This window comes from Pseudomonas sp. GV071 (assembly GCF_003050835.1).
Classification (GTDB): domain Bacteria; phylum Pseudomonadota; class Gammaproteobacteria; order Pseudomonadales; family Pseudomonadaceae; genus Aquipseudomonas.
The window spans coordinates 195,593-221,780 of sequence record NZ_QAOJ01000007.1; the positions used below are offsets into that span (position 1 = coordinate 195,593).

Here is a 26,188-nt window from a genome sequence, read left to right on the forward strand (position 1 = left end):
CCGGCACTCAGAAAGGGAACAGCGGGCTGATGAAGAAACGATCGAACCAGCCCGGCTGGTTGGCGTCAGCAAATGCGCCAGTGCCCGAGTATGTGATGCGCGCATCGGCCACACGGGCGGACGACACGGTGTTGTCGGTGGCGATGTCATCGGCGCGGACCAGACCGGCAATGCGCACCAGCTCATCGCCGGTATTAAGGGTCATCCACTTCTCGCCACGAACCGCCAGAATGCCGTTGGGCAGCACCTCGGCGATGGTCACAGTGACCGAACCGGTCAGGCTGTTGCTTTGCGCCGCAGTGCTTTTGCCCGAGGCATCACGCGAACCGCTATAGGCCGCATCCAGGCTCAGCTTGCTGGCGTTGAGCGGGTTGATGCCGACGTCGGGATTGTCCACCGAGACGCTGCCACCGAACAGCGAGGTCAGGCCCAGCGAGGTCGAGCTGTCTTTGGCGATATCGGAGTTGGCCGCTTTGCTCGCCGAGGTGCGCTCGTTGAGGGTGATGGTGATGATGTCACCCACGCGGTAGGCCTTGCGGTCGCCATACAGGTTGTTCTCGAAACCGGTCTGGTAGATCGAACCGTTGTTCTGTGCAGCCGGCAGCGGCGTACGCGGCAACACCGGGGCGTAGTAAGGGTCGTTCGGCTTGGGCGGAGGCGCAACGCAGCCGCTCAGAGCAGCGAGGCCAAGCAGGGGGAGAAGAATCAGCCGTTTCATAACGAGTACCTCACAAACAAAGCAGAAGCGGAGCGAGCCACCGAATGCCTACCAGCTCCTTATGGCGGGCCAAACGGGCTGTGGCTAAACCCAGCCAGTAATTAAAGATTCTGGGTGATAAACGACAGCATCTGGTCCGCGGTGGAAATCACCTTGGAGTTCATTTCGTAGGCGCGTTGGGTGGTGATCATGTTGACCATCTCCTCCACCACGCTGACGTTGGAGTTTTCCAAGGTGTTCTGTTCGATGGTGCCCAGGCCGGTCAGGCCAGGCGTTCCGACTTGCGGCGCACCGCTGGAAGCGGTTTCCAGGAACAGGTTTTTGCCGACCGCTTCCAGGCCGCCCGGGTTGATGAAATCGGCGGTTTGAATATTGCCGACGATCTGCGGCGTCGGGTTGCCGGCGGTGGTCACCGAGGCGGTACCGTCTTCACCCACAGTAAAGGTGCGGGTTTCCGCAGGAATGACGATGGCCGGTTCCAACGGGAAGCCATTGGAAGTCACCACTTGGCCGTCGGAGTTCAGGTGGAAGCTGCCGTCACGGGTATACGCGATGGTGCCATCGGGCTGCAGCACCTGGAAAAAACCACGGCCGTTGACTGCCATGTCGAGCGGCTGCTCGGTGGTTTGCAGGCTGCCGATGGTGAACATTTTTTGCGTGCCGACGATGCGCACACCGGTACCCAGCTGCAGGCCGGACGGCAGTTCGCTGTCCTGCGTGCTCTGCGCGCCGGGTTGACGACGGATCTGGTAGAGCAAGTCCTGGAATTCGGCGCGGTCACGTTTGAAACCCGTGGTCGAGACGTTGGCCAAGTTGTTGGAAATGGTCGTCAGGTTCATGTCCTGGGCGGACAAACCGGTTTTACTGACCCACAGAGCCGGAAGCATGAATGTTCTCCTCGGGCGCCGACATCACGGCGCCGCGTACTGATATTTAGCTAAGTTGCAAAACACGAGCCAGGGACGTGGCGTCGTCTTCGGCCGTTCGCATCATCTTCACTTGCAGTTCGAACTGGCGGGACAGTGAGAGGATCGAGGTCATCTCCTCCACCGCATTCACGTTACTGGTTTCGACAAAGCCCGACTCCAGCTTGACGTTGGTGTCTGCCAGCGGTGGCGTGGTGCCCTTGTAATGGATCATGCCGTCCAGGCCCTTCTCCATTTGCTTGAGGTCGGGGTTGACCAGCTTGATGCGGTCCACCTCGGCCAGCACATTGGGTGCCTCGCCCAGCGCTCGGATGGTGATGGTGCCGTCTTGACCGATCTCCACCTTCTGCTCCGGCGGCACGGAAATCGGCCCGCCGTTGCCCAAAACCGGCAAACCGCTGCCGGTGCGCAGTTGGCCGAGGCCGTCGATTTTCAGGCTGGCGGTCCGCACATAGGCTTCTTTGCCGTCCAGGCCTTGCACCGCCATCCAGCCCTCACCACTGACGGCGACGTCCATGGGGTTGCCAGTGTCTTGCAAGGTGCCGGGGGTGAAGTCGGTGCCGGGGCGTTCGCTCATGGCGTAGACGCGCGACGGAAAGCTGTCGCCGAATACCTGCATGGAACGCGCTTGTTCGAAGTCACGGCGAAAACCGTTGGTGGAGATGTTCGCCAAATTGTTGGCATGGGCGCGTTGAGCCATGGTGTTCTGGCTCGCCCCTGTCATGGCGACGTACAGCATTTTATCCATCGTGTTTTCTCCGAGATTGGGCCCTGCCAAACGCTGGCGGCCTGCGGCTCTATGCAAGCTACAAAGCAGGCATCGTGCCAATCCCGAAAAAATAATGTATGCCGTTGATATAAAAGAATTTTTATAAACAACAAAGGGCTTCCGAAGAAGCCCCTTGCAGGTGTGCGGCGACGGTTTGCCGCCAGCGGCAAGCGCCGGCGACAAAGACTTAACGCAGGTTGATGATGGTTTGCGTCACCGCATTTTCGGTCTCGATGGTTTTGGCGTTGGCCTGGTAGTTGCGCTGCGCCACGATCAGGTCGACCAGCTCGGTGGAGATGTCCACGTTGGACGACTCCAACGCACCGGCAGTCAACGAACCCAAGGTGCCCGCACGCGGCGTACCGACCACCGGCTCACCCGAATCAGCCGACTGCACCCACTGGGTTTTACCCACTGGCGTGAGGCCCTGCACGTTGGCGAAGTTGGCCAGAATCACCTGCCCTTGAATCTTCGATTGGCCGTTGGTGTAGCGGGCAAAGATCTGGCCGGTGTCGTCAATTTCCAGACCGGAAAGTTGGCCGGTGGTGTAACCGTCCTGGGTCACGGCGTTGACCGCGAAGGTGCTGGACACCTGGGACGAACCGCGAATGTCCAGGGTGACAACCGCCGAAGCATCGGCCCCGTTGGAGGACCATACAGGCGGCGTAGCACCATCCGACTGCGCGGGAACCCAGCCAGTGATGGTCAGTTTGTTGTTGGTGTAACCCAAGCCCGCACCCGGAGTAACTGTGGCGAGCTGCCCGGCCCCATCGAAGGTAATGTTGGTGGTCGCAGGTGTAGTGAGTGCCGGGTTTTGCGGGTTACGACCATCGATCAATACGTTCATGGTCCAGTCGTTCGCCACCGGCGGAGCCGCAGCCGGGTCGGCATTGTTGATGAAGTACTGGGTCATGACGTGGGCATTGCCCTGGGCGTCGTAGATGTTCACCGAGGTCGACGAGGTGTAGCTGGTGGGGTCGCTCGGGTCGAACGGCGTGGTCGTCGGCGCCTTGCTGCTGGAGTTCAGGTTGAAGCTCTGAGTAATAGCCGTGGTGGCCTTCGGCGCTTGGTTGGAAGTCTGAATGCTCAGGTTGCCGACCACGCCGTTCTGCAGCTGACCGTTGGCATCAACGGAGTAGCCCTGCAGGTTGTAGCCGTTGTTGTCGACGATATTGCCGACCTTGTCGGTACCAAAGTAACCGGCACGGGTGTAGCTGATCGAACCATTGTTGCTGGTCACGAAGAAGCCGTTGCCGTTGATACCCATGTCCAGGGCGTTTTCGGTGTAGTCGATGGTGCCCTGGTTGAACAGCTGCGCCACGTTACCCAGCAGCACACCACTACCGATGGCGTTGCTGCTGGAAGCCAGCATGGACGAGGAATACAGGTCCTGGAATTCGGCACGGGACTGTTTGAAGCCCACAGTGCCGGCGTTGGCGATGTTGTTACCAGTGATATTCAGGTCACTGGAGGCGGCCTTGATACCGCTAAGTCCGATATTGAACGACATGGGATGCTCCTGAACGCCGGGCTACCGGCAGTTATTGACCTATCACTTGAACTTTGGAAATGCCGATGCTGCCGAGCCCTGCCAGGTTGAGCAGCATTTCGCCGCCGTTGATACCCAGGGTCACGCTATCGACGTTGGCTGGCAGGCTGGTGCCCATGGCCACTTCTTTGCCGTTTACCGAGGCAATGGCATCGAAGCTGTAAGTGCCGGGCGCCATGACATTGCCGCTGGAGTCTTTGCCATCCCACATAAACGTGATCTGGCCGGTTGATTGCTGGCCCAGGTTGACGCGCGATACCTGATTGCCTTTGCTGTCGAGCACGTTGACGTACAGGTTGTCGGTGCCACTGGTGAGCGCGATGCTGCCTTTGAAGGTTTCACTGGTATCCACCACCGCTGTGTCGGTGGACAGGATCACCTTGCGACCCACCAGCGACGAGGCTTGCAGCGCCTGCGAGGACTGGGTGCTGGAAAGGATGCTTTCCACGCTGGTATTGAGGTTGTCGAGACTTTCAACCTGGGTGAACTGCGCCAGTTGCGCCACAAACTCACTGTTGGTTTGCGGGTCCAGCGGGTTCTGGTTGTTCATCTGGGCTACCAGCAGTTGCAGGAACTGATCCTTGCCCAGGGTCTTGTCCGTGGTAGTAGTGTCCTTGACGGCATACTGGTCCAGGATCGAACTCTGGGTGCTTACGCTATCGACGGCCATTTCTTTCCCCTACGTTCGATTTACTGACCCAGGGTCAGAACCTTGGTCATCATTTGTTTGGCGGTATTCATCATTTCGGTGTTGGTCTGGAACGCGCGGCTGGCGGAGATCATGTCAGCCATTTCCTCGACCACATTGACGTTCGGGTAGTAGACGTAGCCGTCCTTGTCCGCCGCCGGGTGGTTGGGCTCGTAGCGCGGCGTCAGGCTGCTCTGGTCTTCCACCACGCCCATTACCTGCACGCCACGACCGGAGTTGTCCTGGTCGGCAAACAGGGAAGTGCCGGTGCCGTTCTGCTGCGCCTGCTGGTCGGTGAACACGGTGGCGAACACCGGGTGACGGGCGCGGTAGGTCTTGTCGACGCTGGAGGACACAGTCTCGGCGTTGGCGATGTTGCTGGAGATGGTGTTCAGGCGGGTGGTCTGAGCACTCATGCCGGTACCGGCGATATTGAAGACACTGGAAAGGGACATGGTGATGGTCTCCGTTATTCGCCGCGAATCGCAGCAACAAGGCCTTTGAATTTGGCATTCAGCAGGGTGAAGCTGGCTTGGAATTGCACAGCGTTTTCTGCGTAATTGGATTGCTCGATCTGCTCATCGACGGTGTTCTGGTCAATCGAGGGCTGTGTCGGCACGCGGTAATTCAGGCCAGCGTCGCCGTTATCCAAGCCTTCAGCGGCAATGTGGCCGGTGCTGGTGGTCGCCAGCGAGAAGGACCCGTTCTTGCTCTTGTCCGCCTGGGCGGCGAGCACGGAAGCGAAATCCAGATCACGGGCCTTGAAATTGGGGGTGTCAGCGTTGGCGAGGTTGTTGGCCAGCACTTCGGCCCGCTGGGAGCGAAAGCCCAATGCCTTTTCGTGAATGCCGAGTGCTGAATCGAAGCTGATGCTCATGTCTGCGAACCTTGCCAACTGGCGAACTGGTTTTCCGTGCAAGACATTTAGCAAAGCCTATGCCAACTTATTTAATCCTTATAAATCAATAGTTTAATAAATTTTAAGGTGTGATTCACGGCGGCAACGGCAAGGCTTTTCCGCTGCCCGGCAACGGCAACGTGGTTTCGCGTGAGGGGTTTGCCGCTTGTGGCAAAGGCGGCAATTACGCGGCAGCTTGAATAGCAGGCATAAAAAAGGGAGGCCCATGAGCCTCCCTTTATGTATCGCTAAAGCCTTACTTCACCTTGTAGATAATGCCAGGGCTGCACTGCACCATCTGGTAATGGTCGGGCAGCCCGTTCAACGCCTCGGATGCGCCAAGAAACAGATAACCGCCGGGTTTCAGCGTGGCGTGAATGCGCAGCAAGATGTCTTTCTTCACTTCGGCAGAGAAGTAGATCAACACGTTGCGGCAGAACACGATGTCGAATTTGCCCAAACTGGCGTAGCTGTCGAGCAAGTTCAGTGCGCGAAACTCCACTCGCGTGCGGATCGCCGGCTTAATGGCAAAACGTCCGCCGCCCTTGGGGTCGAAATAACGCTGCAAACGCTCCTGCGACAAACCACGGCCGATGGCCAGGCTGTCGTACTCACCGGATTTACACGCTTGCAGCATGGCGCTGGACAAGTCCGTCGCCACGATCTGCACCCCACCCTTCAACTGGCCGAGGTTGCTGCGCTCGAACTCATCAGTGGCCATCGACAGTGAGTAGGGCTCCTGGCCCGATGACGAAGCTGCCGACCAGATGCGCAAACGCGCGCTGGGGTTGGCTTTGAGCAGTTCGGGGTAGACCCGGTTTTTCAATACTTCGAAGGGATAGGTGTCGCGAAACCACAGGGTTTCGTTGGTGGTCATGGCATCGACCACCTGCTCACGCAAACCGCCGCGCGGCATGCTCTGCATGCGTTGCACCAGCTCACCCAGGGTTTTGATGCTGTTCTGTTCCATCAGCTTGTTCAGCCGGCTGGAGACCAGGTACTGCTTGTTGGCACCCAACACAATGCCACAAGCCTTTTCCAGGAAAATCCGGAACTGCTCAAAATCCACGTTACCTGAAGACACTAGCGCTGCCTCACCATACATATGGGTTGCTGAAGGGCCGTAAAGCCCTCAGCCCTCATTCCGAAACATTGATGCGCTCAATCACGCGGGATGCCAGGTCGTCCGGCCTAAACTTGGCCAGGAAATCGTCCGCACCGACCTTCTTCACCATAGCCTGATTGAATACGCCCGACAGAGAAGTATGCAGGAGGATATGCAGTTTCTGCATGCGCGAGTCCGCACGGATCTCCGCCGTCAGGGTGTAGCCGTCCATTTCCGGCATCTCGATGTCGGAAATCAGCATGATGAATTCGTCTTCGGGACGCTTGCCCTCGTCCGCCAGTTTGCGCAGGAACTCCAGGGCCTGACGGCCGTCGTTGAGCGCCGTAACTTCAACGCCCACCGACTGCAGACAACGCGTGACCTGCTTACGTGCCACCGACGAGTCATCAACGATCAGCACATGCTTGGTTACCGCTTTGCCTTGGGTGGCGGTATCAATCACGCCAGCGCTGATCGCTTCGGAAATAGGCGCCACTTCGGCGAGGATTTTCTCCACGTCGATGATTTCCACCAGTTGCTGGTCCAGGTGGGTCACTGCCGTCAGGTAGTGATCCCGCCCAGTGCCCTTGGGTGGCGGATGGATCTCTTCCCAGTTCATGTTGACGATGCGCTCGACCGAACGCACCAGAAAACCCTGAACCTTGGTGTTGTATTCGGTGATGATGACGAAACTGCTTTCCAGGTCGGCGAGCCCGGCACGGCCGGTGGCCATCGACAGATCAAGAATCGGAATGGTGCCGCCACGAATATTGGCCACCCCGCGAACCACCGGGCTGGATTTGGGCATGATGGTGAGCTTGGGGCATTGCAGCACCTCTTTCACCTTGAACACGTTGATGCCGTACAGCTGCTTGCTATCAAGGCGGAATAACAACAGCTCCAGTCGGTTTTGCCCCACCAACTGCGTACGCTGGTTAACCGAGTCCATCACTCCGGCCATACCCTGCCCCTCTTTCGAATGTTTGGTCACCGAACCCTGCTTAGCCTAGCAGCCGGCACGGGCTTTGCTTTGAAGCCAATATGAAACTGAAACTGCCACTTTTCCGACACTCGCCGCGCCGATTGCCTTCAGCAATCGGATCATGGCTGGCTTTGCTGGCATTTAGCCACACACATTATGCGGCCGCTGAGCTGACATTACCTGAACAACTTATCGGCGCAAGCCAAGGCTTTCTTGAGGTCACGGTTCAGGACTATTTAGAGCGTAGCGAAATCCAGGCGCGGCAAGAGATCCAAATCAACCGACTCGACCCACGGTTGCAATTGGCCCTGTGCGACGAAGATTTGACTACTTCCCTGGAGAGTCCAGCGCAGCCCGTTGGTCGGGTAACGGTCAAGGTCAGCTGCGAAGGGGCCACGCCCTGGACGGTGTTCGTGCCGGCGCAGGTGAAGCTGTACCGCAAGGTCGTGATCGCCATCCGCCCCCTCAAGCGCGACACCACGCTGGGTGAAATGGACGTGGCGTTGGTGGAGCGCGATGTCGGTTTGCTGACGCAGGGGTATATGACGGATATGGGCCAGGTGCTCGGCACCCGCCTCACCCGCGGCGTGATGACCGATCAGGTGCTGGCCCCGGTGACCATCGAACAGGCCAAAGCCATTCGCAAGAAGGATCAGGTGGTGATCAGCGCCCGAAAAGGCGGTATCAATGTGCGCATGCCTGGGGAAGCGTTGTCCGATGGTGTGATCGGTGAGCAGATCCGCATTCGCAATTTGAGCTCGCAGCGGGTGATTCGCGCGCGCGTAGTCGGCCCAGGGCAAGTAGACGTACAAATGTAAACCCGTTTTCTGCGCGCAATTTGCTGTGGCTTTTCATACACTGACCGCCTGTAGGACGCGGCAAACGACCTGAGGAAAAAAAATTTAAAGTTTTCTCAACCAGCGCCGACAAGCTAGGCAAGCGTCCAAACACCGTCTGAGGTTTTGCATCATGGTTATCGATATCAACCGGCTAAATAATGCCGCCGCGTCCACCAGCACCGGGCGTACCACTACGACCCAAACTGGTAGCCGCAACGATACCGCGAGCGCCACGCAACCCGCCGCGCCAGCCAATGCCGCCGAACAAAGCACCGCGAAAACCGGTGAATCGGTGCAGCTCAGCCAGCAGGCACAACAGTTGCAGAAAGTGACTGACAAACTTAGTGAGCAACCGATTGTCGACAAAGAACGCGTCGCCCGCCTGAAACAGGCCGTGGCCGATGGCAGCTACCAAGTCGACAGCAAACGCGTAGCCAGTAAACTGCTCGATTTCGAATCCCAGCGTTAACCCTTTTTGGGCGACTCTGGGGGTGTTGGACGCCTAACTCCGAGAGTTCGCCATGCACGACAAAACCCTGCTGCACCTCTTCAATGAAGACATCGGCACCGCCTCGCAGTTACTTGAACTGATCGACGCCGAATTCCAAGCCCTCACCGACCGCGACCTGCCCCGCCTGGAATCCATTCTGGCGGACAAGCAACCGCTGCTCGCCGTCCTCGGTCAGCATGGCGGCGAACGCAACAAGTTGCTCACCACCCTCAATCTGACTCCCGACCAAAGCGGCCTCAACGCCCTGGCCGAACAGTCGCCTGTCGGTAGCGAATTGCTCGACCGTGGCGCTGAACTCAGCGCCCTGCTAGAACGTTGCCAAGCGGCCAATACCCGCAACGGCAGGTTGATTCGCGCCAACCAGGCGTCAGTGGGTGGCATGCTCGGTATTCTGCGTGGGAACTCCGATACGCCAGGGCTCTATGACAGTCGCGGCGGTGCCGCTAGAATCGGCCAGCAGCGCCCGCTCAGTCAGGCCTGAGAACCACTTATAACAAGGCGCAGGGGACGTGCTGGCACGATGCTAGTATTCTTGAGCCCTACTTCAATAGCGCCATAGTATTTTGCTCGGAGAATTCTGGACCGTGTCCAACCCCTTCGCCGCGGGTGATGGCCCGCAACCACCGAAAGTCCTCAAAGCTCCGCTGGAAGTTTTTGCTGCGCTGCGCCAGTTGGAAGAACACCGCGACCCGCTGATCATCACTTTCCATGAACGCTCCCAGCGCTTTCAGACCTTCATCATTCAGATCAACCGCGAGCGCGGTCTGGTGGCGCTGGATGAAATGGTGCCCAACGACGGCGAGCGCTTTTTGAAAGCGGGCGAGAATTTTCGCATCGAAGGTTTTCACGAAGGCGTGCGCATCGCCTGGGAGTACAAGCAGCAGGTGCAGGTCGGGCAGATGGAAGGCTCCAACTGTTACTGGTGCCCGATGCCCACCGAGGTGCTCTACCACCAACGCCGCAACGCCTACCGAGCGCCGCTCAAGCAAGCCCAGCCAGTCAATATCGAACTGGGCGGCGACCGTTTGAAAGTGCCGGTAAAAGGCCACCTACTGGATATCTCCGCCACGGGCTGCAAATTGCGTTTCCCTGGCGATGCCAGCAAAGGCCTGCAGTCTGGTCAGGTGTACGAACGTTTGGTGGCGCAACTGCCCTTCGGTTCGATGACTACCGCCGTCGAATTACGCCATATGGTTTATGACGAGAAACTCGACCTGACCTTCGTTGGCATGCGTTTTCACCGCATGAACGGCCTGGAGCAGCGGCAGATCGACCGCTTCGTCTACCAGCTGCAACGCGAAGCGCGACGCGACGATATCGACGACTAAGCCGCGAGCCGCACACACAAAAACGCCACCCGACGAGGTGGCGTTTTTTTTGTGCGGGTTCAGGCCATCAGGTCGACTTGGTATCGGCCGGGTCTTCCACGGCCGCGGCAGACGGCGTTTGCATCTGATCGTGAACGATCTGCTCGTCTACCCGTGGATCAAGGGCCGCCACCAACGGCGAGCTGGTCATGTTGTCCGGCATCGACATATGGTGCAGCGGCGCATCGTCCACTTGGTGCAGATTGGTCACCGCATCCGGACGAATACGCAGCACCAGCACCGCCGCGCAGAAGCAGACAAAGGCGAAAAGCATGTTAGGCCCGAATTGCCGCATCAAGCCGCCAGCCACCAGCGGCCCGATACAGGCGCCGATGCCGAAGGTCACCAGTAGAATGGCTGTCAGCGACACCCGCCGCTCACCCTCGACATGGTCGTTGGAAAACGCAACAGCCAAGGGGTACAGACTGAACTGCAGCAGGCTGAGGACAAAGCCAACGGGGATCAGCAATTCCAGCGGCACCGTTGGCATAACCGCCAAAGGCAACGCCGCCAACACCAACAGCCCGGCACACCCACGGATCAACACGGCGCGATCATGCCGGTCCGATAACCAACCCAATGGCCATTGCACGACCAGGGCGGCCAATACGCAGCAGCCCATGAAGAGACCGACCTGTTCGTTGCTCAACCCTTGACGCGCGGCGTACAGCGGAGCCAACCCGTAGAACGAACCGATGACCAGGCCGGAGACCAGCGTGGTAGTCAACGATTGCGGCACTCGCTTGATAAAAAACCGTGGCTCCAACGGTGCGGGCCGCATGGGTGCGGGGTGAATCTTGCGGGTCACTGCGACAGGCACCAGGCAGAGCGAGAAACACATCGCCACCAGAATCAACAGTTCAAGCCCCAGCGCCGGATGCAGCACCAGCACCAGTTGTCCCAGTACCAGTCCGAGGTACGAGGCAATCATGTAACCGGAAAACACCATACCGCGCTGGCTGGCTTCGGCCTGCTCGTTAAGCCAGCTCTCAATCACCATGTACTGGCACATCATGCCGACCCCCACGATGGCGCGCAGCACCACCCAGGCCGGCAACCAGTCGAGCAGGCCATGGCCCAGAACCGCCGCAGTGACGACACCGGCGCAGGTAACGTAGGCGCGAATATGGCCAACGCGTGCAATCAAACGGTGACCGACCTTGCCGCCCAGCACGAGCCCGAGATAGTAGGCGGCCATCAGTGCACCGACCCATAACGAATCAGTTTTATCGGCAGCCAGACGCAGGCCGAGGTAGGTGCTCAGAAGACCCGAACCGATCAGCATCAACAGGCTGGCGAAATAAAGCGCTCGAAAAGACTTCCAGATTCGATGCATCAGCTTTCCGAACGGCTCCTTGAATGAGGGCCAGGCCACAACGGCCTGGCGGGTGACACTTACGCCTGGGCGGCCAACACACGGCGCTCCCACGGGGTAATTTCATCGAAGAAGCTGGTGAGCTCCATCGTCTTAGTAGCAATGTAGCCGTCAATGAACTCGTTGCCGAACATCTCGCGCGCCAACGTGCTGCGCTGCAGACGGTCGATTGCAGCCTGCATCGTAGACGGTAACCGCAAGGCATCCGGCACGTCGAATTCGCCTTGGATTGCCTCGCTCGGTTGCAGTTCCTGCTCGATTCCGTACAGGCCTGCCGCCAAGCTGGCAGCCAGGGCCAGATAGGGGTTCGCATCGGCACCGGGCAAGCGATTTTCTACTCGCCGCGCGACCGGTGAACTGGCCGGAATACGCAGGCCGGCAGCGCGGTTATCGTGAGACCAACAGGCGTTGTTCGGCGATGCGTAAGGGTGGAACAGACGCTGATAGGAGTTCACGTTCGGCGCGAACAGCAAGGTGAAATCCGCCATCGCCGCTTGTTGGCCAGCGATGAACTGGTAGAACGCCGGCGTCGCGTCACCATCGGCGGCGGTGAAAATATTCCGCCCACTGCCCTGCTCCACCACGCTCTGGTGAATGTGCATCGAGCTACCGGGCGTGTGCGCCAGCGGCTTGGCCATGCACACCACGGTAATGCCGTGTTTGAGCGCCACTTCCTTGAGCAGGTGTTTGAACAGGAAGGTCTGGTCGGCCAGCAACAGCGCATCGCCGTGCAACAGATTGATCTCGAACTGGCTGACACCCATCTCATGCATGAACGTGTCGCGCGGCAAGCCTAGGGCCGCCATGCAGCGATACACCTCGTTGAAGAACGGGCGCAGGCCGGCATTCGACGACACGCCAAACGCCGAGCAGCCATCTTCACGACGGCCATCAAGCCCTACCGGCGGCTGGAACGGACGCTGCGGATCCGGGTTGGGGGCGAAGACAAAGAACTCCAGTTCAGTCGCCACCACCGGCGCCAGACCGCGCTCGCTGTAACTCGCCAGCACACGCTTGAGCAGGCCGCGGGTCGACAGCCCCGAGCTGCTGCCATCCAGCTCATCGGCATCGCAGATGGCCAGGGCACGCGGCACGTCGCTCCAGGGCAGACGGTGAATCTGAGTAGGCTCGGCATTCAACGCCAGGTCGCCATCGTCCCCTCCATAGAACGGCGCCGGCGGGTAGCCGCCCATGATGCATTGCAGCAACACACCTCGCGCCAGCTGCAGCCGGCGCCCCTCCAGAAAGCCTTCGGCGGTCATCACTTTGCCGCGCGGTACGCCATTGAGGTCAGGGGTTACGCATTCAATTTCGTCGATGCCGGCCAATTGCACGGCAAGGGATCTGGGGCCATCAGTACTCATAACTTCTTATCCTTGTTGGAGCCGTCCGCAGACTAGCGGCGGCGCGTACAAAATACGCATCGGCTGTTCAATATTTCAAGCAGCGAGCACAGATATTCCGTCGCAGCGGTTGGCGACAGATAAAAAGAAAGGAGCAAAAAAGACCGCTAGAGATGGTGTCCCCTGCTGGAGTCGAACCAGCATCTAGCCCTTAGGAGGGGCTTATTCTATCCATTGAACTAAGGAGACAAACGCAGTGCAGAACGTGGCAAGCCGGCAAGCGTTGCCGACCGGCCGGCATGTTAACGGCGAGCCGCGTTTTTGTCATGTGTTTGCCAGGCGTAAAAACGCCGCCGCCCTGGCATCAGTGCGGCGGCGCAACCGTGCCGTTCCTCAGGCGGCAGCCACGTACAACGTAGAGGGGGCGCTGCTCTCATCACGCAGCGTGCGCCGCAGTTCTTCGGCCTGCCGGCTGACGGCTAGCAAGGCCTGATCCTTGACGTGACCGTAGCCGCGAATGCGCTCCGGAATACGCGCCAATGCCAATGCGCTGTGGCGTTTGGCGTCCTGCAAGTGCTGCAGAATCAGCGCCACGTCAGCCTCATAACCACCAATCAGCTCACGCTCCAAGCGGCGCTCGTGGCTGTAGCCAAACAGATCAAGCCGACTGCCGCGCAAGAACTTGAAGCGCGCCAGCAGTGCAAATGCCTGCAACATCCACGGACCAAAACTGCGTTTGCGCAGCTCACCGGTACGCGAATCACGCTTGCTCAGCCAGGACGGCGCCAGGTGAAACTGCAAGCGGTAGTCACCTTCGAATTGCGCCGCCAACTGGCGGGTGAATTCACCGTTGCTGTACAGACGCGCCACTTCGTACTCGTCCTTGTAGGCCAGCAACTTGAAGTAGTTGAAGGCCACCGCCTCGGTCAACGCCAACGGCTGGCCAGGAAATGCGCGCTCTTCCGCTTCACGCACCTGCTCGACCAGCGTCCGGTAGCGCTGGGCATAGGCCTCGTTCTGGTAGTCGCGCAACATCGCGGAGTTGCGTTCAAGTCGCTGCTCGAGGGTTTGTTCCTTTTCCGCTAACTGTGCAGCGGCGTCGGGTTTGGCCAGTTGCGCCACCGCCTGCGGTGCATGAGCGGCACGACGCCCCCAAAGGAAGGCCTGCAGATTCAATGGCACCGCCACCGCGTTGAGCTCGATCGCCTGATTGATCGCCTCGGCGCTCACCGGCACCAGGCCCAACTGGTAGGCATAACCGAGCATGAACAGGTTGGTGGCGATGCTATCGCCCATCAAGCCGGTGGCCAGTTCGGTGGCTTCGACAAAATGGGTCTTGCTCGCTCCTACTGCCTCAACGATGGCCTGTTGCATGGCCGCGCCGGGAAACTCGGCGTTCGGGTTTCGGGTGAACTCGGCGGTCGCCGCTTCGTGGCTGTTCACCACAGCATGGGCGATCTGTTCGTTGAGTTTGGCCAAGGCCTCCTCGCTGGCGGCCACCACCAGATCGCACCCGAGCAACAAGTCGGTCTCACCGGCGGCAATGCGCACGGCATAGATATCGTCTTGCGCGGCGGCGATGCGGATATGGGTAATCACCGGACCAAACTTCTGCGCCAGGCCAGCTTGGTCGAGCACACTGCAGCCTTTGCCTTCCAGATGCGCCGCCATGCCCAACAAGGCGCCGACGGTGGTCACGCCACTGCCACCCACGCCCGGGAGCAGGATGTTGTAAGGCCGCTCCAGGGTTGGCTGCGATGGTTCGGGCAGCACCGGGAAATCCGCGCCATGGCCCAACGCTTCCGGCTTGCGCAGACGTCCACCATGGACGGTGACAAAGCTTGGGCAAAAGCCATCGACGCAGGTGAAGTCCTTGTTGCAGGAGTTCTGGTCGATTTCCCGTTTACGCCCCTGGGCGGTTTCCAGCGGCAGCACCGATAGGCAATTGGACTTCACGCTGCAATCGCCACAGCCCTCGCACACCGCCGGGTTGATAAAGGCGCGTTTGGCCGGGTCGGCCAGCTTGCCGCGTTTACGCCGCCGACGTTTTTCCGTGGCGCAGGTCTGGTCATAGATGATCACCGACGTGCCTTTGAACTCACGCAGCTCACGCTGCACCGCATCCAGCTCGCGGCGATGGTGGAAGCTGACGATAGGGGCGAAACCGGCTCGACTGGGGTATTTGTCTGGCTCATCGGAAACCAGGGCAATGCGTTTCACCCCTTCGGCAAACACCTGCTGACTGAGCTGATCGACGCGCAGTTCGCCATCGATAGGCTGACCACCGGTCATGGCCACAGCATCGTTGTAGAGAATTTTGTAGGTAATGTTGACCCCGGCCGCGACCGCTGCACGCAAGGCCAACTGGCCGGAGTGGAAGTAGGTGCCGTCGCCCAGGTTCTGGAAGATGTGCGGGGTATCGGTGAAGGGCGCTTGGCCGATCCAGGTCGCGCCCTCGCCGCCCATCTGGGTGAAGGTATCGGTGTTGCGATCCATCCACTGGGTCATGTAGTGGCAGCCAATGCCGCCCTGCGCGCGGCTGCCGTCCGGCACTTTGGTGGACGTGTTGTGTGGGCAACCGGAGCAGAAATGCGGGGTTCGCACGGTCTTGTGTTTCGGCGCGGCCAGGGCTTTTTCCTTCGCGGCGAGGAAGGCCAGACGCGATTCGATTTGCTCACTGGAATAGATCGGTGCCAGGCGCTTGGCAATGGCGCGGGCAATCATCGCCGGGGTCAGTTCGCTGAGGTTTGGCAGCAGCGACACGCCCTCCTCGTCAAATTCGCCGACCACGCGTGGGCGTTTATCCACAGGCCAGTTGTAGAGCTGGCCGGTGAGCTGATCTTCGATGATGCTGCGCTTTTCCTCCACCACCAGAATCTCGTCCAGACCCTGGGCGAATTCATGCACCGATACCGGCTCCAGCGGCCAGCTCATGCCGACCTTGAGCACTCGCAGGCCAACCTGGGCGCAGAGCTCATCGTCGAGACCAAGATCGACCAGCGCCTGGCGTACGTCCAGGTAGGATTTGCCGGTGGTAATAATGCCCAGGCGTGGATTCGGCGAATCGAGTTTTACCTGGTTCAAATTGTTCGCCAACGCAAACGCCCGAGCGGCGTAAATCTTGTAGGTATTCAGGCGTTTTTCCTGCACCAGAGGCGGATCTGGCCAACGGATGTGCACGCCGTCTTCAGGCAGTTGGAAGTCGGTAGGGAGTTGCACTTGCACGCGCAGTGGATCGACATCCACCACTGCTGAAGAATCGACGTTCTCGGCGATGGTCTTCAGTGCCACCCAGCAACCGCTGTAGCGCGACAGCTCCCAGCCGAGAATGCCGTAGTCGAGAATTTCCTGAACGTTGGCCGGGTTGAGCACCGGAATCGAGGCGGCGATAAACGCGTGCTCGCTCTGGTTGGCGATGCTGGAAGATTTGCAGCCATGGTCGTCACCAGCCAACAGCAGCACACCGCCATGGGCAGACACTCCGGCGGAGTTGCCGTGCTTGAATACATCGCCGCAACGGTCCACGCCCGGGCCCTTGCCATACCACATGGCAAACACGCCGTCGTAACGTGCGCCGGGAAACAGGCTGGTCTGCTGGCTGCCCCACACGGCGGTGGCGGCCAGCTCTTCGTTGACGCCGGGTTGGAAGTGAATGTGGTTGTCTTGCAGAAAGGTCTTGGCTTCCCACAGGCTCTTGTCGAGGTTGCCCAGTGGTGAGCCGCGGTAGCCAGAGATAAAACAGGCGGTATTCAGGCCATGGGCGCTGTCGCGCTGTTTTTGCAGCATGGGCAGACGGGTGAGCGCCTGGGTGCCGGTGAGATAAAGGTGACCGGTTGCGAGTCGGTACTTGTCATCCAGGCGGATCTCGGCCAGTGACATAGCGGGCGCTCCTGTTATTTTTATGGCGACCTGGGCAGCTACGGTGAAAGCCGCCCTTGCTTCGCCCCGACAGGATCACTGCCCGGGCGCATGGCTAAGAATATGACTGGGCGGTACGGCTTTTTTCTTTCTATTTTTGGGTTCCGGCGCCACTCTTGTGCATGATCTATCCAAGAACAAAAACAATTGGGAACGAGTCATGCACAACCCTCTGAGCCCTATCGATCGCAAGATACTTCGCCTGTTGCAACACAACGCCGACCTCTCAGCTGCCGAGATCGCGGAAAAAGTCGAGTTGTCGCAATCGCCGTGCTGGCGGCGCATTCACCGCATGCAGGAAGAGGGGCTGATCGAGCGCAAAGTCGCCTTGCTCAATCCCGCGCTGCTGGGCTTTTCGATCACGGTGTTCGTCAACATCAAACTGTCTGCGCACGGGCGAAACAATCTCACCGAGTTCGAACAGGAAATAGTCGGTTACCCACAGGTGCTGGAGTGTTTCACCATGGCTGGTGGCTCCGATTACCTGCTAAAGGTGGTGGCTAAGGACATCGCCAGCTATGAGCGCTTTCTGCGCGATCAGTTGTTGCAGCGCCCCCACGTGCTGGAGGCCCATTCGAATATCGCCATGAGCGAAGTGAAACGAACCACCGAGCTGCCGCTGGACCTGGTCTAGTGGCGGTGGGTGACGATCAGGTTGAGCAGTGCAGCGACGGTGCGCTCGAAGTGGGCGGAGTTATCCAGCACCTGCAATGAACCATCTTGCGCCGTGTTCGCCAGTTGGAACTGGGCGTTGCGTGCCAGCCGTGCATTGATCTCTATCAGCGACTCACGGCCGCGTGCCAGCAGGCGCTCGCGCAGTACCTGGAGATCGACCGTCAGCAGGATCGCCAACAGATCCGGATAACGACACCGCGCCTCTGGCAGATAAGCGCGCGAACCATTCACCAGCACATCGTCACCTGCCGCCAGCCACGCATTGATTTCAGCGGGAATGCCATAAGCCAAGCCGTTGGCGCGCCAGCTCATGGCAAACGCGCCCTGCGCTTCCATCTGCTCGAACTGCTCGGGAGAGACCGCCTCGGCTTCCTCCCCCACCGCTTCCGCCGAACGGGTTATCACCCGCCGCACGATATGACAGCCCCGCGCTTCGAGTTGTGGGCCAGCGGCTTGCAGAAGGCTGTCCTTGCCCGAGCCGGAAGGCCCGATCAGATAAATCAGAGTGCCCATCTATCAACACCTCGCTGCATTGCTCAGCGCGTTTTCGGCGCTGGGCAAAATTCAGCGGCAATCTTGCCTGATCAAAACGATCCGTAGCAGAGAAAAGGTGAAACCGCTCTAATGTCGAGCCTTGCGGGCGAGACGCAGAGGAAAACATCAGCTTAAATAAACCGCACTGAAGTACCAATTGTGACCACTTTGACAAATGGCGCGCATTTTCGACAGTTGGTGCTGGCACAAAGCCTTTAGCCGGTTCAAAATGCGACACAGATTTGGCGTCAAATAACTGATGCAGTGACTGCTAAGTCAACAGGGGTTTCTTCGTTCCCCGTTGAACGGCTAGTGCTATTGATGGTCAAACCGGTGACAATCATGCAGCCAAGTGCCAGCATCGCTTCCCTGAACTAACCGGTTTAAATGTATGCGCCCTATGAAACAGGCTATTTATTCCAGCCGTACGGCTGACAAGTTCGTCGTTCGTTTACCCGATGGCATGCGCGAGCGCATCGCGGATGTAGCGCGTAATCATCACCGCAGCATGAACTCCGAGATCATCGCTCGTCTGGAACAGAGCATGCTCCAGGAAGGCTCGCTGGACGAAGACCTGAGCATGCGCCTCGATAGACCGGAACTGTCCCTGCATGAGCGTGAGCTGCTGCAACGGTTTCGCCAACTGTCCCGTCGCCAGCAAAACGCCCTGGTCGCTTTGATCGCCCACGATGCCGAGATGAACGCGGAAGAGGCCTAAGCCGGCCCCCACTGCTTCAGTTTCCAAGCCTCCATAAAAAAACCGCCAACGGCGGTTTTTTTATGTCTGCGGTTTGCCCCCTGCAAAGGGCGCTAGAGCAGGAACAGCGTTGCCAGGCCAAGGAAGATAAAGAAGCCGCCGCTGTCGGTCACCGCAGTGATCATCACACTGGAACCCAGCGCCGGATCGCGCCCCAAACGGGTCAGGGTCATGGGAATCAGCACCCCCATAAACGCTGCGAGCAACAGGTTGAGCGTCATCGCCGCAGTCATCACTATGCCTAACGACCAACTGCCGTAGAGCATGTAAGCGACCACACCGATCACCCCACCCCAGACCACGCCATTGAACAGCGAAACCGCCAATTCCTTGCGCATCAGGCGTGACGTGTTGCCGGTGCTGACTTGGTCCAACGCCATGGCGCGAACGATCATGGTGATGGTCTGGTTGCCCGAGTTGCCACCAATCCCGGCCACGATAGGCATCAACGCCGCCAGCGCTACCAGCTTCTCGATGGAGCCTTCAAACAGGCCGATTACTCGCGAGGCAATGAACGCGGTGATCAGGTTGACGGCCAGCCAGGACCAGCGGTTACGCAGCGATTTCCACACCGAGGCGAAGATATCTTCTTCCTCGCGCAGACCCGCCATGTTCAACACTTCGGTTTCGCTTTCTTCACGAATCAGGTCGACCATTTCATCGATGGTCAGACGGCCGATCAGCTTGCCGTTCTTATCGACGACAGGCGCCGAAATCAGGTCGTAACGCTCGAACGCTTGTGCGGCGTCATAGGCGTCTTCGTCCGGGTGAAAGCTCACCGGATCGTCGGCCATCACCTCGGCCACTTGCTTGTCCGGATCATTAACCAGCAACCGCTTGATCGGCAGCACCCCCTTGAGCACGCCGTCGTAGTCGACCACAAAGAGTTTGTCGGTATGGCCCGGCAACTCTTTCAGGCGGCGCAGATAACGCAACACCACTTCCAGGCTGACATCTTCGCGGATGGTGACCATCTCGAAGTCCATCAGCGCGCCGACCTGATCTTCCTCGTAAGACAACGCCGAGCGCACGCGCTCGCGCTGCTGCGCATCGAGGGTTTCCATCAGTTCGTGGACAACGTCACGCGGCAGTTCTGGCGCCAGGTCGGCCAGTTCGTCGGCGTCCATGTCCTTGGCGGCCGCGAGAATCTCGTGATCGTCCATGTCGGCGATCAGCGTTTCACGAACCGAGTCGGATACTTCCAGCAGGATGTCGCCATCGCGCTCGGCTTTAACCAACTGCCATACGGTCAGACGGTCATCGAGCGGCAAGGCTTCGAGAATGTGGGCAACGTCGGCGGAGTGGAGATCATCGAGCTTGCGTTGCAACTCGGCGAGATTCTGCCGGTGGACCAGGCTTTCCACCCGTTCCTGATGCTGGCCTTCCTGACGATGCGTCAGGTCTTCGACCAGCTTGTGCCGGTGCAGCAGTTCAACGACTTGTGCGAGTCGGTCCTGCAGACTTTCTTGCGGCTTTTTTGCTTCTACTTCGGTCATAGCACACTCCACCCCCAGCGGCAGAGCGCGCCAAAGGGATCAATCAGTCAATTCTTGATTGGTAAAGCGAGGTATTGAGCTACTACTGGGTAAGTCCATGATGGCAATCCATAAGCCTCGGCGAGGCTGACCGGCAAATGATACCACTGCTCCTAGGCTTTGCATGCGACAAAATCAGGCAAGAACAAGCGCTTGCACCACAAAGCTAGGTTTTCTCTGAATCCTTTGTACGACGCATTAGAAAGCCCTGGAGGCACGACAGAGCGAAGAAAAAATAGGCGTAGGGTGGACGAACAAACGTCATGGAGGACACCCCAATGCATGCCGCACTTTGCGCTACCGCACTGACCCTATCGCTCTGCCCAGTCGCGCTGTTTGCCGCGACTGTTTACCGCTGCGAAGACCACAACGGGCGAGTCACCTTCACCCATTTGGGCTGCGCAAGTGATCAACAAACCCAGCTACAGACGGCGGATAACCCACCGCCCAGTGGCGGCACCAAAGAAACCGAAAAAGCCGCCGAAAAAAACCAGCCCACAACAAAACCCACGGAACAAGAACACCGAGCGGTGGTAGGTATTGGTCAGCGCGAGGACGGCTGCGGCAATCTGCTCACAGCCAGGGAACGGCGCAAGGCCATGATCGACAAGGAGGCGCGCGCCGGCATGTCGCGAGCAGACGTCGAGAGCATGCTCGGCAAACCGCACAGCATCAGCAGCCAGAACGGCAAACTGCGTTACAACTACGTGGACAAACAGGACAACAACCGCAAGCGCAGCATCAGCTTCGATGCCGACGGCTGTGTTAAATCCTAGGCAATAAAAAAGGGCCTGCATGTCTGCAGGCCCTTTAAATATGGTGCACTCAGGAGGATTCGAACCTCCGACCGCTCGGTTCGTAGCCGAGTACTCTATCCAGCTGAGCTATGAGTGCAAGTACAACTTTTTACTACTTTCAGAGACTCTCAACTTCAATCTCTGACTTAAATCGCCGACTTGTTTTAGCAACAAATCAGGCTGTTTAAATGGTGCACTCAGGAGGATTCGAACCTCCGACCGCTCGGTTCGTAGCCGAGTACTCTATCCAGCTGAGCTATGAGTGCACAGGTGACGCAAATTATACAGCTTCGAAATTGATCTTCAACCAATTTTTCCAGTAATTTCAACGACTTACCGTTAAATCCCAGAACATCAATTTCGTTGAAATTAATGGCGGAGAAGGGGGGATTCGAACCCCCGACACCCTTTTGAGGTGTACTCCCTTAGCAGGGGAGCGCCTTCGGCCACTCGGCCACCTCTCCGCAACACGGGGCGCATGATATCCATGTTTTCCCCGTTTGCAAAGCCAAAAATTGATAAAAATTAGTGGCTTGGTTCTTGGTCCTTCTCTTTCTGGATGCGCTGGTAGATTTCCTCGCGGTGCACAGCAACTTCTTTCGGCGCATTGACGCCAATTCGCACCTGATTACCTTTAACGCCCAACACGGTGACAGTGACATCGTCACCTACCATCAGGGTCTCTCCGACCCGGCGAGTCAGAATCAGCATTCCCTTTCTCCTTACGGATTTACAGTTCAGGACAACTAGACAGTCTGCAAAAATTAAAATGGTGACGGCAGCGGCGCATATCAACCACCCCGCTGCCGTCACCCAAGTATTGACTAGTGTAGGCAGAAAGAAAGTTCCGCCTACCCCGCCAAAAAGACAAAAGGCGCGGAATCAACCGCGCCTTTCGAATAATCGCTTACTCGCCCTGCCGGGCTGGGGCATCCAGCTCGAAGGCGGTGTGCAGTGCGCGCACTGCCAGCTCCAGGTATTTCTCTTCAATCACCACCGAAACCTTGATTTCAGAGGTCGAGATCATCTGGATATTGATGCTTTCCTTGGCCAGTGCTTCGAACATGCGGCTGGCAACACCCGCATGAGAGCGCATGCCAACACCTACGATCGATACCTTGGCGATCTTCAGATCACCACTGACTTCACGAGCATTAATCTCGCGCGCAGTCTGCTCCAGCACTTGCTGGGCGTTCTGGTAGTCGTTGCGGTGCACGGTGAAGGTGAAATCGGTGGTGTTATCGTGCGCGACGTTCTGCACGATCATGTCCACTTCAATGTTCGCGGCGCTGATCGGGCCGAGAATTTTGAAGGCCACACCGGGGGTATCCGGCACGCCACGGATGGTCAGCTTGGCTTCGTCGCGGTTGAAGGCGATGCCGGAGATGATCGGCTGTTCCATGGATTCCTCTTCATCAATAGTAATAAGGGTGCCCGGACCCTCTTGGAAGCTGTGCAACACGCGCAGCGGGACGTTGTACTTGCCGGCGAATTCCACCGAACGAATCTGCAGCACCTTGGAGCCCAGGCTGGCCATTTCCAGCATTTCTTCGAAGGTGATCTTGTCCAGACGGCGAGCCTGGGGCACTACGCGCGGGTCGGTGGTGTAAACACCGTCGACGTCGGTGTAGATCTGGCACTCATCCGCCTTCAGCGCCGCCGCCAGGGCTACGCCAGTGGTGTCGGAACCGCCACGGCCGAGGGTAGTGATGTTGCCCTGCTCGTCCACACCTTGGAAACCTGCGACTACCACCACGCGTCCTGCCTTGAGGTCAGCGCGAATTTTCTGGTCGTCGATCTGCAGGATGCGTGCTTTGTTGTGGGCGCTGTCAGTGAGAATGCGCACCTGATTACCGGTGTACGACACCGCCGGCACACCGCGCTTGATCAGGGCCATGGCCAACAGGGCAATGGTCACCTGCTCACCGGTGGACACCATCACATCCAGTTCGCGCGGAACCGGTTGCTCACTAATCTGCTTGGCCAGGTCGATCAGGCGGTTGGTTTCACCGCTCATGGCCGACAACACGATGACCAGCTCATTGCCGGCTTCGTGGAATTTCTTGACCTTCTCGGCCACCTGCTCGATACGCTCGACGGTGCCGACGGAGGTGCCCCCAAACTTCTGTACGATCAAAGCCATTTGCAGCTGCCTCAGCCCCTCATTAATCAGTCGCCTCGACCCGTTGCCAAGGCCTGCCGGGCAGCAGGCGGCAACTTGGGTCGAGCGTTATAGACCCTGTTCGACGAATGGCACAGTCAGCGCCAGCGCGGCATCCAGTGCGCCGGCGTCAACGCCGCCGCCCTGCGCCATGTCCGGGCGACCGCCGCCTTTGCCGCCGACCGCTTGTGCGGCCTGCTTCATCAAATCACCAGCCTTGAGCTGCGCGGTCAGGTCCTGGGTAACGCCTGCGACCAGCACAACTTTGTCATCGCTCACCCCGCCAAGCAGGATCACTGCGCGGCCGAGCTTGTTCTTCAGCTGGTCGACCAGCGCCAACAGCGCCTTGCCGTCCAAGCCATCCAGACGATGGGCGAGTACCTTCACGCCTTTCACATCCACTGCCGAACCGGAGAGGTCATCGCCTGCCGCACTCGCGGCCTTGGCCTTGAGCTGCTCCAGTTCTTTTTCCAGCTGACGGTTGCGTTCAACCAGACCGCCGAGCTTGTCCAACAGGTTGTCGCGGTTGCCTTTGACCAGCACCGCGGCTTCTTTCAGTTGTTCTTCAGCACCGTTCAGGTACGCCAACGCCGCAGCGCCGGTGACCGCTTCGATACGGCGCACGCCAGCGGCCACGCCGCCTTCGCTGATGATTTTGAACAGCGCGATGTCGCCGGTGCGCGAGGCGTGAATACCGCCGCACAGTTCCACGGAGAAGCTGCCGCCCATGCTCAGCACGCGCACGTTGTCGCCGTATTTCTCACCGAACAGCGCCATGGCGCCTTTGTTCTTGGCAGTTTCGATATCGGTTTCTTCGGTCTCGACCGCAGTGTTTTTGCGGATCTCGGCGTTGACGATGTCTTCCAGCGCTTTGATCTGCTCAGGCTTGATCGCCTCGAAGTGGCTGAAGTCGAAACGCAGGCGCTGGCTATCAACCAGCGAGCCTTTCTGTTGCACGTGCTCACCCAGCACCTGGCGCAAGGCCGCGTGCAGCAAGTGGGTGGCCGAGTGGTTCAGCGAAGTGGCTTGGCGTACGTCGGCTTCAACGTGGGACTCAACCGCAGCGCCAACCTTCAGGCTGCCTTCGGTGACCACGCCGTGGTGCAGGAACGCGCCGCCAGCTTTGGTGGTGTCGCGCACATCGAAGCGCACGCCATTCGCCTGCAGGAAACCACAGTCACCAATCTGGCCGCCGGACTCGGCGTAGAACGGGGTCTGGTCGAGGACCACTACGCCCTCTTCGCCTGCGGCCAGCGCATCGACTGGCTGACCGGCTTTGAACAGCGCCAGAACCTTGCCGTTGCCGGAGGTGGCGTTGTAGCCGAGGAATACGGTTTCGCTGTCGACCTTGACCAGGCTGTTGTAGTCCATGCCGAACGAGCTGGCCGAACGTGCACGCACGCGCTGGGCTTCCATCTCACGTTCGAAACCAGCTTCGTCGAGGGTCAGCTCGCGCTCACGGGCGATGTCGCCGGTCAGGTCCATCGGGAAGCCGAAGGTGTCGTACAGCTTGAAGATCACTTCGCCCGGAATCACGCTACCTTTGAGCTCGGCCAGATCCTGCTCGAGGATTTTCAGGCCCTGCTCCAGAGTCTTGGCGAACTGTTCTTCTTCAGTCTTCAGCACGCGCTCAATGTGCGCTTGCTGCTGTTTCAGCTCTGGGAAGGCTTCGCCCATCTCAGCCACAAGCGCGGCAACGATCTGGTAGAAGAAGCTGCCCTTGGCGCCCAACTTGTTACCGTGACGGCAAGCGCGACGGATGATGCGGCGCAGCACATAACCACGGCCTTCGTTGGACGGGGTTACGCCGTCGGCAATCAGGAAGCCGCAGGAACGGATGTGGTCAGCCACTACTTTCAGCGACGGCTGATCGTCGTTGGTGCAACCAATGGCCTTGGCGCAAGCGGCCAACAGGCTTTGGAACAGGTCGATTTCATAGTTAGAGTGCACGTGCTGCAGCACGGCGCTGATCCGTTCCAGACCCATGCCGGTGTCCACCGACGGTGCAGGCAGCGGGTGCAGCACGCCATCGGCGGTGCGGTTGAACTGCATGAAAACGTTGTTCCAGATCTCGATGTAACGGTCACCGTCTTCTTCCGGCGAGCCAGGTGGGCCGCCCCAGATGTCGGCGCCGTGGTCGAAGAAGATCTCGGTGCAAGGACCGCACGGGCCGGTATCACCCATGGTCCAGAAGTTGTCGGAAGCGTACGGCGCGCCCTTGTTGTCGCCGATACGGACCATGCGTTCAGCCGGTACGCCGACTTCCTTGGTCCAGATGTCGTAGGCCTCGTCATCGCTGGCGTAGACCGTTACCCAAAGTTTTTCTTTGGGCAGGTTCAGCCATTTGTCCGAGGTGAGGAATTGCCAGGCGTAGTTGATCGCGTCGCGCTTGAAGTAGTCGCCGAAGCTGAAGTTGCCGAGCATTTCGAAGAAGGTGTGGTGACGTGCGGTGTAACCGACGTTTTCCAGGTCGTTGTGCTTGCCGCCTGCGCGCACGCACTTCTGGCTGCTGACGGCGCGGGTGTAGGCGCGCTTTTCCTGGCCCAGGAAGCAGTCTTTGAACTGGTTCATCCCGGCATTGGTAAACAGCAGCGTCGGGTCATTGCCCGGAATCAACGAGCTGGAAGCAACACGGGTGTGACCCTGTTCTTCGAAGAAGCGGAGGAAGGCTTCACGGATTTCTGCGCTTTTCATAAATTTTCCCACGGGAAGGCGGCGATCTAATTAGGTACAGCGCGCGG

At 58.9% G+C, this 26,188-nt stretch carries 24 protein-coding genes and 4 tRNA genes; 7 read left to right on the forward strand and 21 right to left on the reverse strand.

Annotated elements, in window-relative coordinates; genetic code table 11:
• Positions 1 to 7: 7 nt before the first annotated feature.
• The 9 genes from flgH to C8K61_RS15350 all read right to left on the reverse strand — a co-directional run bounded on the left by flgH (position 8) and on the right by C8K61_RS15350 (position 7,614).
• Positions 8 to 718, reverse strand: a complete 711-nt coding sequence (gene flgH / locus C8K61_RS15310) for a flagellar basal body L-ring protein FlgH (RefSeq protein WP_108097133.1) — start codon at positions 716 to 718, stop codon at positions 8 to 10.
• Positions 719 to 819: 101 nt separating this feature from the next.
• Positions 820 to 1,605, reverse strand: a complete 786-nt coding sequence (flgG, locus tag C8K61_RS15315; RefSeq protein ID WP_108097134.1) for a flagellar basal-body rod protein FlgG — start codon at positions 1,603 to 1,605, stop codon at positions 820 to 822.
• A 46-nt stretch (positions 1,606 to 1,651) separates the two neighbouring features.
• Positions 1,652 to 2,392: a flagellar basal body rod protein FlgF gene (locus C8K61_RS15320; RefSeq protein WP_108097135.1), complete on the reverse strand. Its 741-nt coding sequence runs from the start codon at positions 2,390 to 2,392 to the stop codon at positions 1,652 to 1,654.
• 208 nt (positions 2,393 to 2,600) lie between these two features.
• Positions 2,601 to 3,923: a flagellar hook protein FlgE gene (gene flgE, locus C8K61_RS15325; protein WP_108097136.1), complete on the reverse strand. Its 1,323-nt coding sequence runs from the start codon at positions 3,921 to 3,923 to the stop codon at positions 2,601 to 2,603.
• Positions 3,924 to 3,954: 31 nt separating this feature from the next.
• Positions 3,955 to 4,632, reverse strand: coding sequence for a flagellar hook assembly protein FlgD (locus tag C8K61_RS15330; RefSeq protein ID WP_108097137.1), 678 nt, complete (start codon positions 4,630 to 4,632; stop codon positions 3,955 to 3,957).
• A 20-nt stretch (positions 4,633 to 4,652) separates the two neighbouring features.
• Entirely contained in the window at positions 4,653 to 5,105 is a 453-nt protein-coding gene (gene flgC / locus C8K61_RS15335) for a flagellar basal body rod protein FlgC (RefSeq protein WP_108097138.1), read from the reverse strand.
• 14 nt (positions 5,106 to 5,119) lie between these two features.
• Positions 5,120 to 5,527 carry a flagellar basal body rod protein FlgB gene (gene flgB / locus C8K61_RS15340; protein WP_108097139.1) on the reverse strand — a complete coding sequence of 136 codons (408 nt, stop codon included), beginning with the start codon at positions 5,525 to 5,527 and terminating at the stop codon, positions 5,120 to 5,122.
• A gap of 277 nt (positions 5,528 to 5,804) precedes the next feature.
• A complete protein-coding gene (gene cheR, locus C8K61_RS15345) occupies positions 5,805 to 6,632 on the reverse strand; it encodes a protein-glutamate O-methyltransferase CheR (RefSeq protein WP_108097274.1) in 828 nt (275 codons plus the stop codon).
• Between the two features lie 55 nt (positions 6,633 to 6,687).
• Complete coding sequence (locus C8K61_RS15350; protein ID WP_108097140.1) at positions 6,688 to 7,614, reverse strand: chemotaxis protein CheV; 927 nt, start codon at positions 7,612 to 7,614, stop codon at positions 6,688 to 6,690.
• A gap of 80 nt (positions 7,615 to 7,694) precedes the next feature.
• On the opposite strand from C8K61_RS15350, the gene flgA reads away from it, so the two are divergent.
• The 4 genes from flgA to C8K61_RS15370 all read left to right on the forward strand — a co-directional run bounded on the left by flgA (position 7,695) and on the right by C8K61_RS15370 (position 10,313).
• Positions 7,695 to 8,453, forward strand: a complete 759-nt coding sequence (gene flgA / locus C8K61_RS15355; RefSeq protein WP_108097141.1) for a flagellar basal body P-ring formation chaperone FlgA — start codon at positions 7,695 to 7,697, stop codon at positions 8,451 to 8,453.
• A gap of 151 nt (positions 8,454 to 8,604) precedes the next feature.
• Complete coding sequence (gene flgM, locus C8K61_RS15360) at positions 8,605 to 8,943, forward strand: flagellar biosynthesis anti-sigma factor FlgM (RefSeq protein ID WP_108097142.1); 339 nt, start codon at positions 8,605 to 8,607, stop codon at positions 8,941 to 8,943.
• 52 nt (positions 8,944 to 8,995) lie between these two features.
• A complete protein-coding gene (locus C8K61_RS15365) occupies positions 8,996 to 9,466 on the forward strand; it encodes a flagella synthesis protein FlgN (RefSeq protein WP_108097143.1) in 471 nt (156 codons plus the stop codon).
• 103 nt (positions 9,467 to 9,569) lie between these two features.
• A complete protein-coding gene (locus C8K61_RS15370; protein ID WP_108097144.1) occupies positions 9,570 to 10,313 on the forward strand; it encodes a flagellar brake protein in 744 nt (247 codons plus the stop codon).
• 67 nt (positions 10,314 to 10,380) lie between these two features.
• Here C8K61_RS15370 and C8K61_RS15375 read toward each other — a convergent pair whose 3' ends face one another.
• The 4 genes from C8K61_RS15375 to C8K61_RS15390 all read right to left on the reverse strand — a co-directional run bounded on the left by C8K61_RS15375 (position 10,381) and on the right by C8K61_RS15390 (position 16,949).
• The gene (locus C8K61_RS15375; RefSeq protein ID WP_108097145.1) at positions 10,381 to 11,688 is read right to left on the reverse strand and encodes an MFS transporter; all 1,308 of its coding nucleotides are present in this window, start codon (positions 11,686 to 11,688) and stop codon (positions 10,381 to 10,383) included.
• Positions 11,689 to 11,747: 59 nt separating this feature from the next.
• Complete coding sequence (locus C8K61_RS15380) at positions 11,748 to 12,989, reverse strand: glutamine synthetase family protein (RefSeq protein WP_178086462.1); 1,242 nt, start codon at positions 12,987 to 12,989, stop codon at positions 11,748 to 11,750.
• Positions 12,990 to 13,244: 255 nt separating this feature from the next.
• Positions 13,245 to 13,319 (reverse strand) — tRNA-Arg (locus tag C8K61_RS15385).
• Positions 13,320 to 13,463: 144 nt separating this feature from the next.
• Entirely contained in the window at positions 13,464 to 16,949 is a 3,486-nt protein-coding gene (locus tag C8K61_RS15390) for an indolepyruvate ferredoxin oxidoreductase family protein (protein ID WP_108097147.1), read from the reverse strand.
• A 199-nt stretch (positions 16,950 to 17,148) separates the two neighbouring features.
• Between C8K61_RS15390 and C8K61_RS15395 the strand changes: the two genes are divergently transcribed.
• Entirely contained in the window at positions 17,149 to 17,622 is a 474-nt protein-coding gene (locus C8K61_RS15395; RefSeq protein WP_108097148.1) for an Lrp/AsnC family transcriptional regulator, read from the forward strand.
• Here C8K61_RS15395 and phnN read toward each other — a convergent pair.
• Positions 17,619 to 18,176: a phosphonate metabolism protein/1,5-bisphosphokinase (PRPP-forming) PhnN gene (phnN, locus tag C8K61_RS15400; RefSeq protein WP_108097149.1), complete on the reverse strand. Its 558-nt coding sequence runs from the start codon at positions 18,174 to 18,176 to the stop codon at positions 17,619 to 17,621. The genes C8K61_RS15395 and phnN overlap by 4 nt on opposite strands.
• Positions 18,177 to 18,588: 412 nt before the next feature.
• Here phnN and C8K61_RS15405 point away from each other — a divergent pair, with 412 nt between their 5' ends.
• Complete coding sequence (locus tag C8K61_RS15405; protein ID WP_108097150.1) at positions 18,589 to 18,915, forward strand: Arc family DNA-binding protein; 327 nt, start codon at positions 18,589 to 18,591, stop codon at positions 18,913 to 18,915.
• A gap of 92 nt (positions 18,916 to 19,007) precedes the next feature.
• Here C8K61_RS15405 and mgtE read toward each other — a convergent pair whose 3' ends face one another.
• Positions 19,008 to 20,450: a magnesium transporter gene (gene mgtE, locus C8K61_RS15410; RefSeq protein WP_108097151.1), complete on the reverse strand. Its 1,443-nt coding sequence runs from the start codon at positions 20,448 to 20,450 to the stop codon at positions 19,008 to 19,010.
• Positions 20,451 to 20,767: 317 nt separating this feature from the next.
• On the opposite strand from mgtE, the gene C8K61_RS15415 reads away from it, so the two are divergent.
• Complete coding sequence (locus C8K61_RS15415; protein WP_108097152.1) at positions 20,768 to 21,265, forward strand: DUF4124 domain-containing protein; 498 nt, start codon at positions 20,768 to 20,770, stop codon at positions 21,263 to 21,265.
• A 41-nt stretch (positions 21,266 to 21,306) separates the two neighbouring features.
• Here C8K61_RS15415 and C8K61_RS15420 read toward each other — a convergent pair.
• From C8K61_RS15420 to alaS, 6 genes are all read right to left on the reverse strand, one after another.
• Positions 21,307 to 21,383 (reverse strand) — tRNA-Arg (locus tag C8K61_RS15420).
• A 92-nt stretch (positions 21,384 to 21,475) separates the two neighbouring features.
• Positions 21,476 to 21,552, reverse strand: a tRNA-Arg gene (locus C8K61_RS15425).
• A gap of 107 nt (positions 21,553 to 21,659) precedes the next feature.
• Positions 21,660 to 21,750: transfer RNA gene (locus tag C8K61_RS15430), tRNA-Ser, on the reverse strand.
• Between the two features lie 61 nt (positions 21,751 to 21,811).
• On the reverse strand, positions 21,812 to 21,997 hold the full coding sequence (gene csrA, locus C8K61_RS15435; protein WP_003283978.1) for a carbon storage regulator CsrA: 186 nt from the start codon (positions 21,995 to 21,997) through the stop codon (positions 21,812 to 21,814).
• A 196-nt stretch (positions 21,998 to 22,193) separates the two neighbouring features.
• Entirely contained in the window at positions 22,194 to 23,429 is a 1,236-nt protein-coding gene (locus tag C8K61_RS15440; protein WP_108097153.1) for an aspartate kinase, read from the reverse strand.
• Positions 23,430 to 23,516: 87 nt separating this feature from the next.
• On the reverse strand, positions 23,517 to 26,141 hold the full coding sequence (gene alaS, locus C8K61_RS15445) for an alanine--tRNA ligase (RefSeq protein ID WP_108097154.1): 2,625 nt from the start codon (positions 26,139 to 26,141) through the stop codon (positions 23,517 to 23,519).
• Positions 26,142 to 26,188: the final 47 nt, after the last annotated feature.

Bases quoted from the DNA above. Each gene is read 5' to 3' on its own strand.
- flgH (WP_108097133.1), bottom strand. From the start codon at position 718: ATGAAACGGCTGATTCTTCTCCCCCTGCTTGGCCTCGCTGCTCTGAGC.
- flgG (WP_108097134.1), bottom strand. From the start codon at position 1,605: ATGCTTCCGGCTCTGTGGGTCAGTAAAACCGGTTTGTCCGCCCAGGAC.
- C8K61_RS15320 (WP_108097135.1), bottom strand. From the start codon at position 2,392: ATGGATAAAATGCTGTACGTCGCCATGACAGGGGCGAGCCAGAACACC.
- flgE (WP_108097136.1), bottom strand. From the start codon at position 3,923: ATGTCGTTCAATATCGGACTTAGCGGTATCAAGGCCGCCTCCAGTGAC.
- C8K61_RS15330 (WP_108097137.1), bottom strand. From the start codon at position 4,632: ATGGCCGTCGATAGCGTAAGCACCCAGAGTTCGATCCTGGACCAGTAT.
- flgC (WP_108097138.1), bottom strand. From the start codon at position 5,105: ATGTCCCTTTCCAGTGTCTTCAATATCGCCGGTACCGGCATGAGTGCT.
- flgB (WP_108097139.1), bottom strand. From the start codon at position 5,527: ATGAGCATCAGCTTCGATTCAGCACTCGGCATTCACGAAAAGGCATTG.
- C8K61_RS15350 (WP_108097140.1), bottom strand. From the start codon at position 7,614: ATGGCCGGAGTGATGGACTCGGTTAACCAGCGTACGCAGTTGGTGGGG.
- flgA (WP_108097141.1), top strand. From the start codon at position 7,695: ATGAAACTGAAACTGCCACTTTTCCGACACTCGCCGCGCCGATTGCCT.
- flgM (WP_108097142.1), top strand. From the start codon at position 8,605: ATGGTTATCGATATCAACCGGCTAAATAATGCCGCCGCGTCCACCAGC.
- C8K61_RS15365 (WP_108097143.1), top strand. From the start codon at position 8,996: ATGCACGACAAAACCCTGCTGCACCTCTTCAATGAAGACATCGGCACC.
- C8K61_RS15375 (WP_108097145.1), bottom strand. From the start codon at position 11,688: ATGCATCGAATCTGGAAGTCTTTTCGAGCGCTTTATTTCGCCAGCCTG.
- C8K61_RS15380 (WP_178086462.1), bottom strand. From the start codon at position 12,989: ATGACCGCCGAAGGCTTTCTGGAGGGGCGCCGGCTGCAGCTGGCGCGA.
- C8K61_RS15390 (WP_108097147.1), bottom strand. From the start codon at position 16,949: ATGTCACTGGCCGAGATCCGCCTGGATGACAAGTACCGACTCGCAACC.
- C8K61_RS15395 (WP_108097148.1), top strand. From the start codon at position 17,149: ATGCACAACCCTCTGAGCCCTATCGATCGCAAGATACTTCGCCTGTTG.
- phnN (WP_108097149.1), bottom strand. From the start codon at position 18,176: ATGGGCACTCTGATTTATCTGATCGGGCCTTCCGGCTCGGGCAAGGAC.
- C8K61_RS15405 (WP_108097150.1), top strand. From the start codon at position 18,589: ATGCGCCCTATGAAACAGGCTATTTATTCCAGCCGTACGGCTGACAAG.
- mgtE (WP_108097151.1), bottom strand. From the start codon at position 20,450: ATGACCGAAGTAGAAGCAAAAAAGCCGCAAGAAAGTCTGCAGGACCGA.
- C8K61_RS15415 (WP_108097152.1), top strand. From the start codon at position 20,768: ATGCATGCCGCACTTTGCGCTACCGCACTGACCCTATCGCTCTGCCCA.
- csrA (WP_003283978.1), bottom strand. From the start codon at position 21,997: ATGCTGATTCTGACTCGCCGGGTCGGAGAGACCCTGATGGTAGGTGAC.
- C8K61_RS15440 (WP_108097153.1), bottom strand. From the start codon at position 23,429: ATGGCTTTGATCGTACAGAAGTTTGGGGGCACCTCCGTCGGCACCGTC.
- alaS (WP_108097154.1), bottom strand. From the start codon at position 26,141: ATGAAAAGCGCAGAAATCCGTGAAGCCTTCCTCCGCTTCTTCGAAGAA.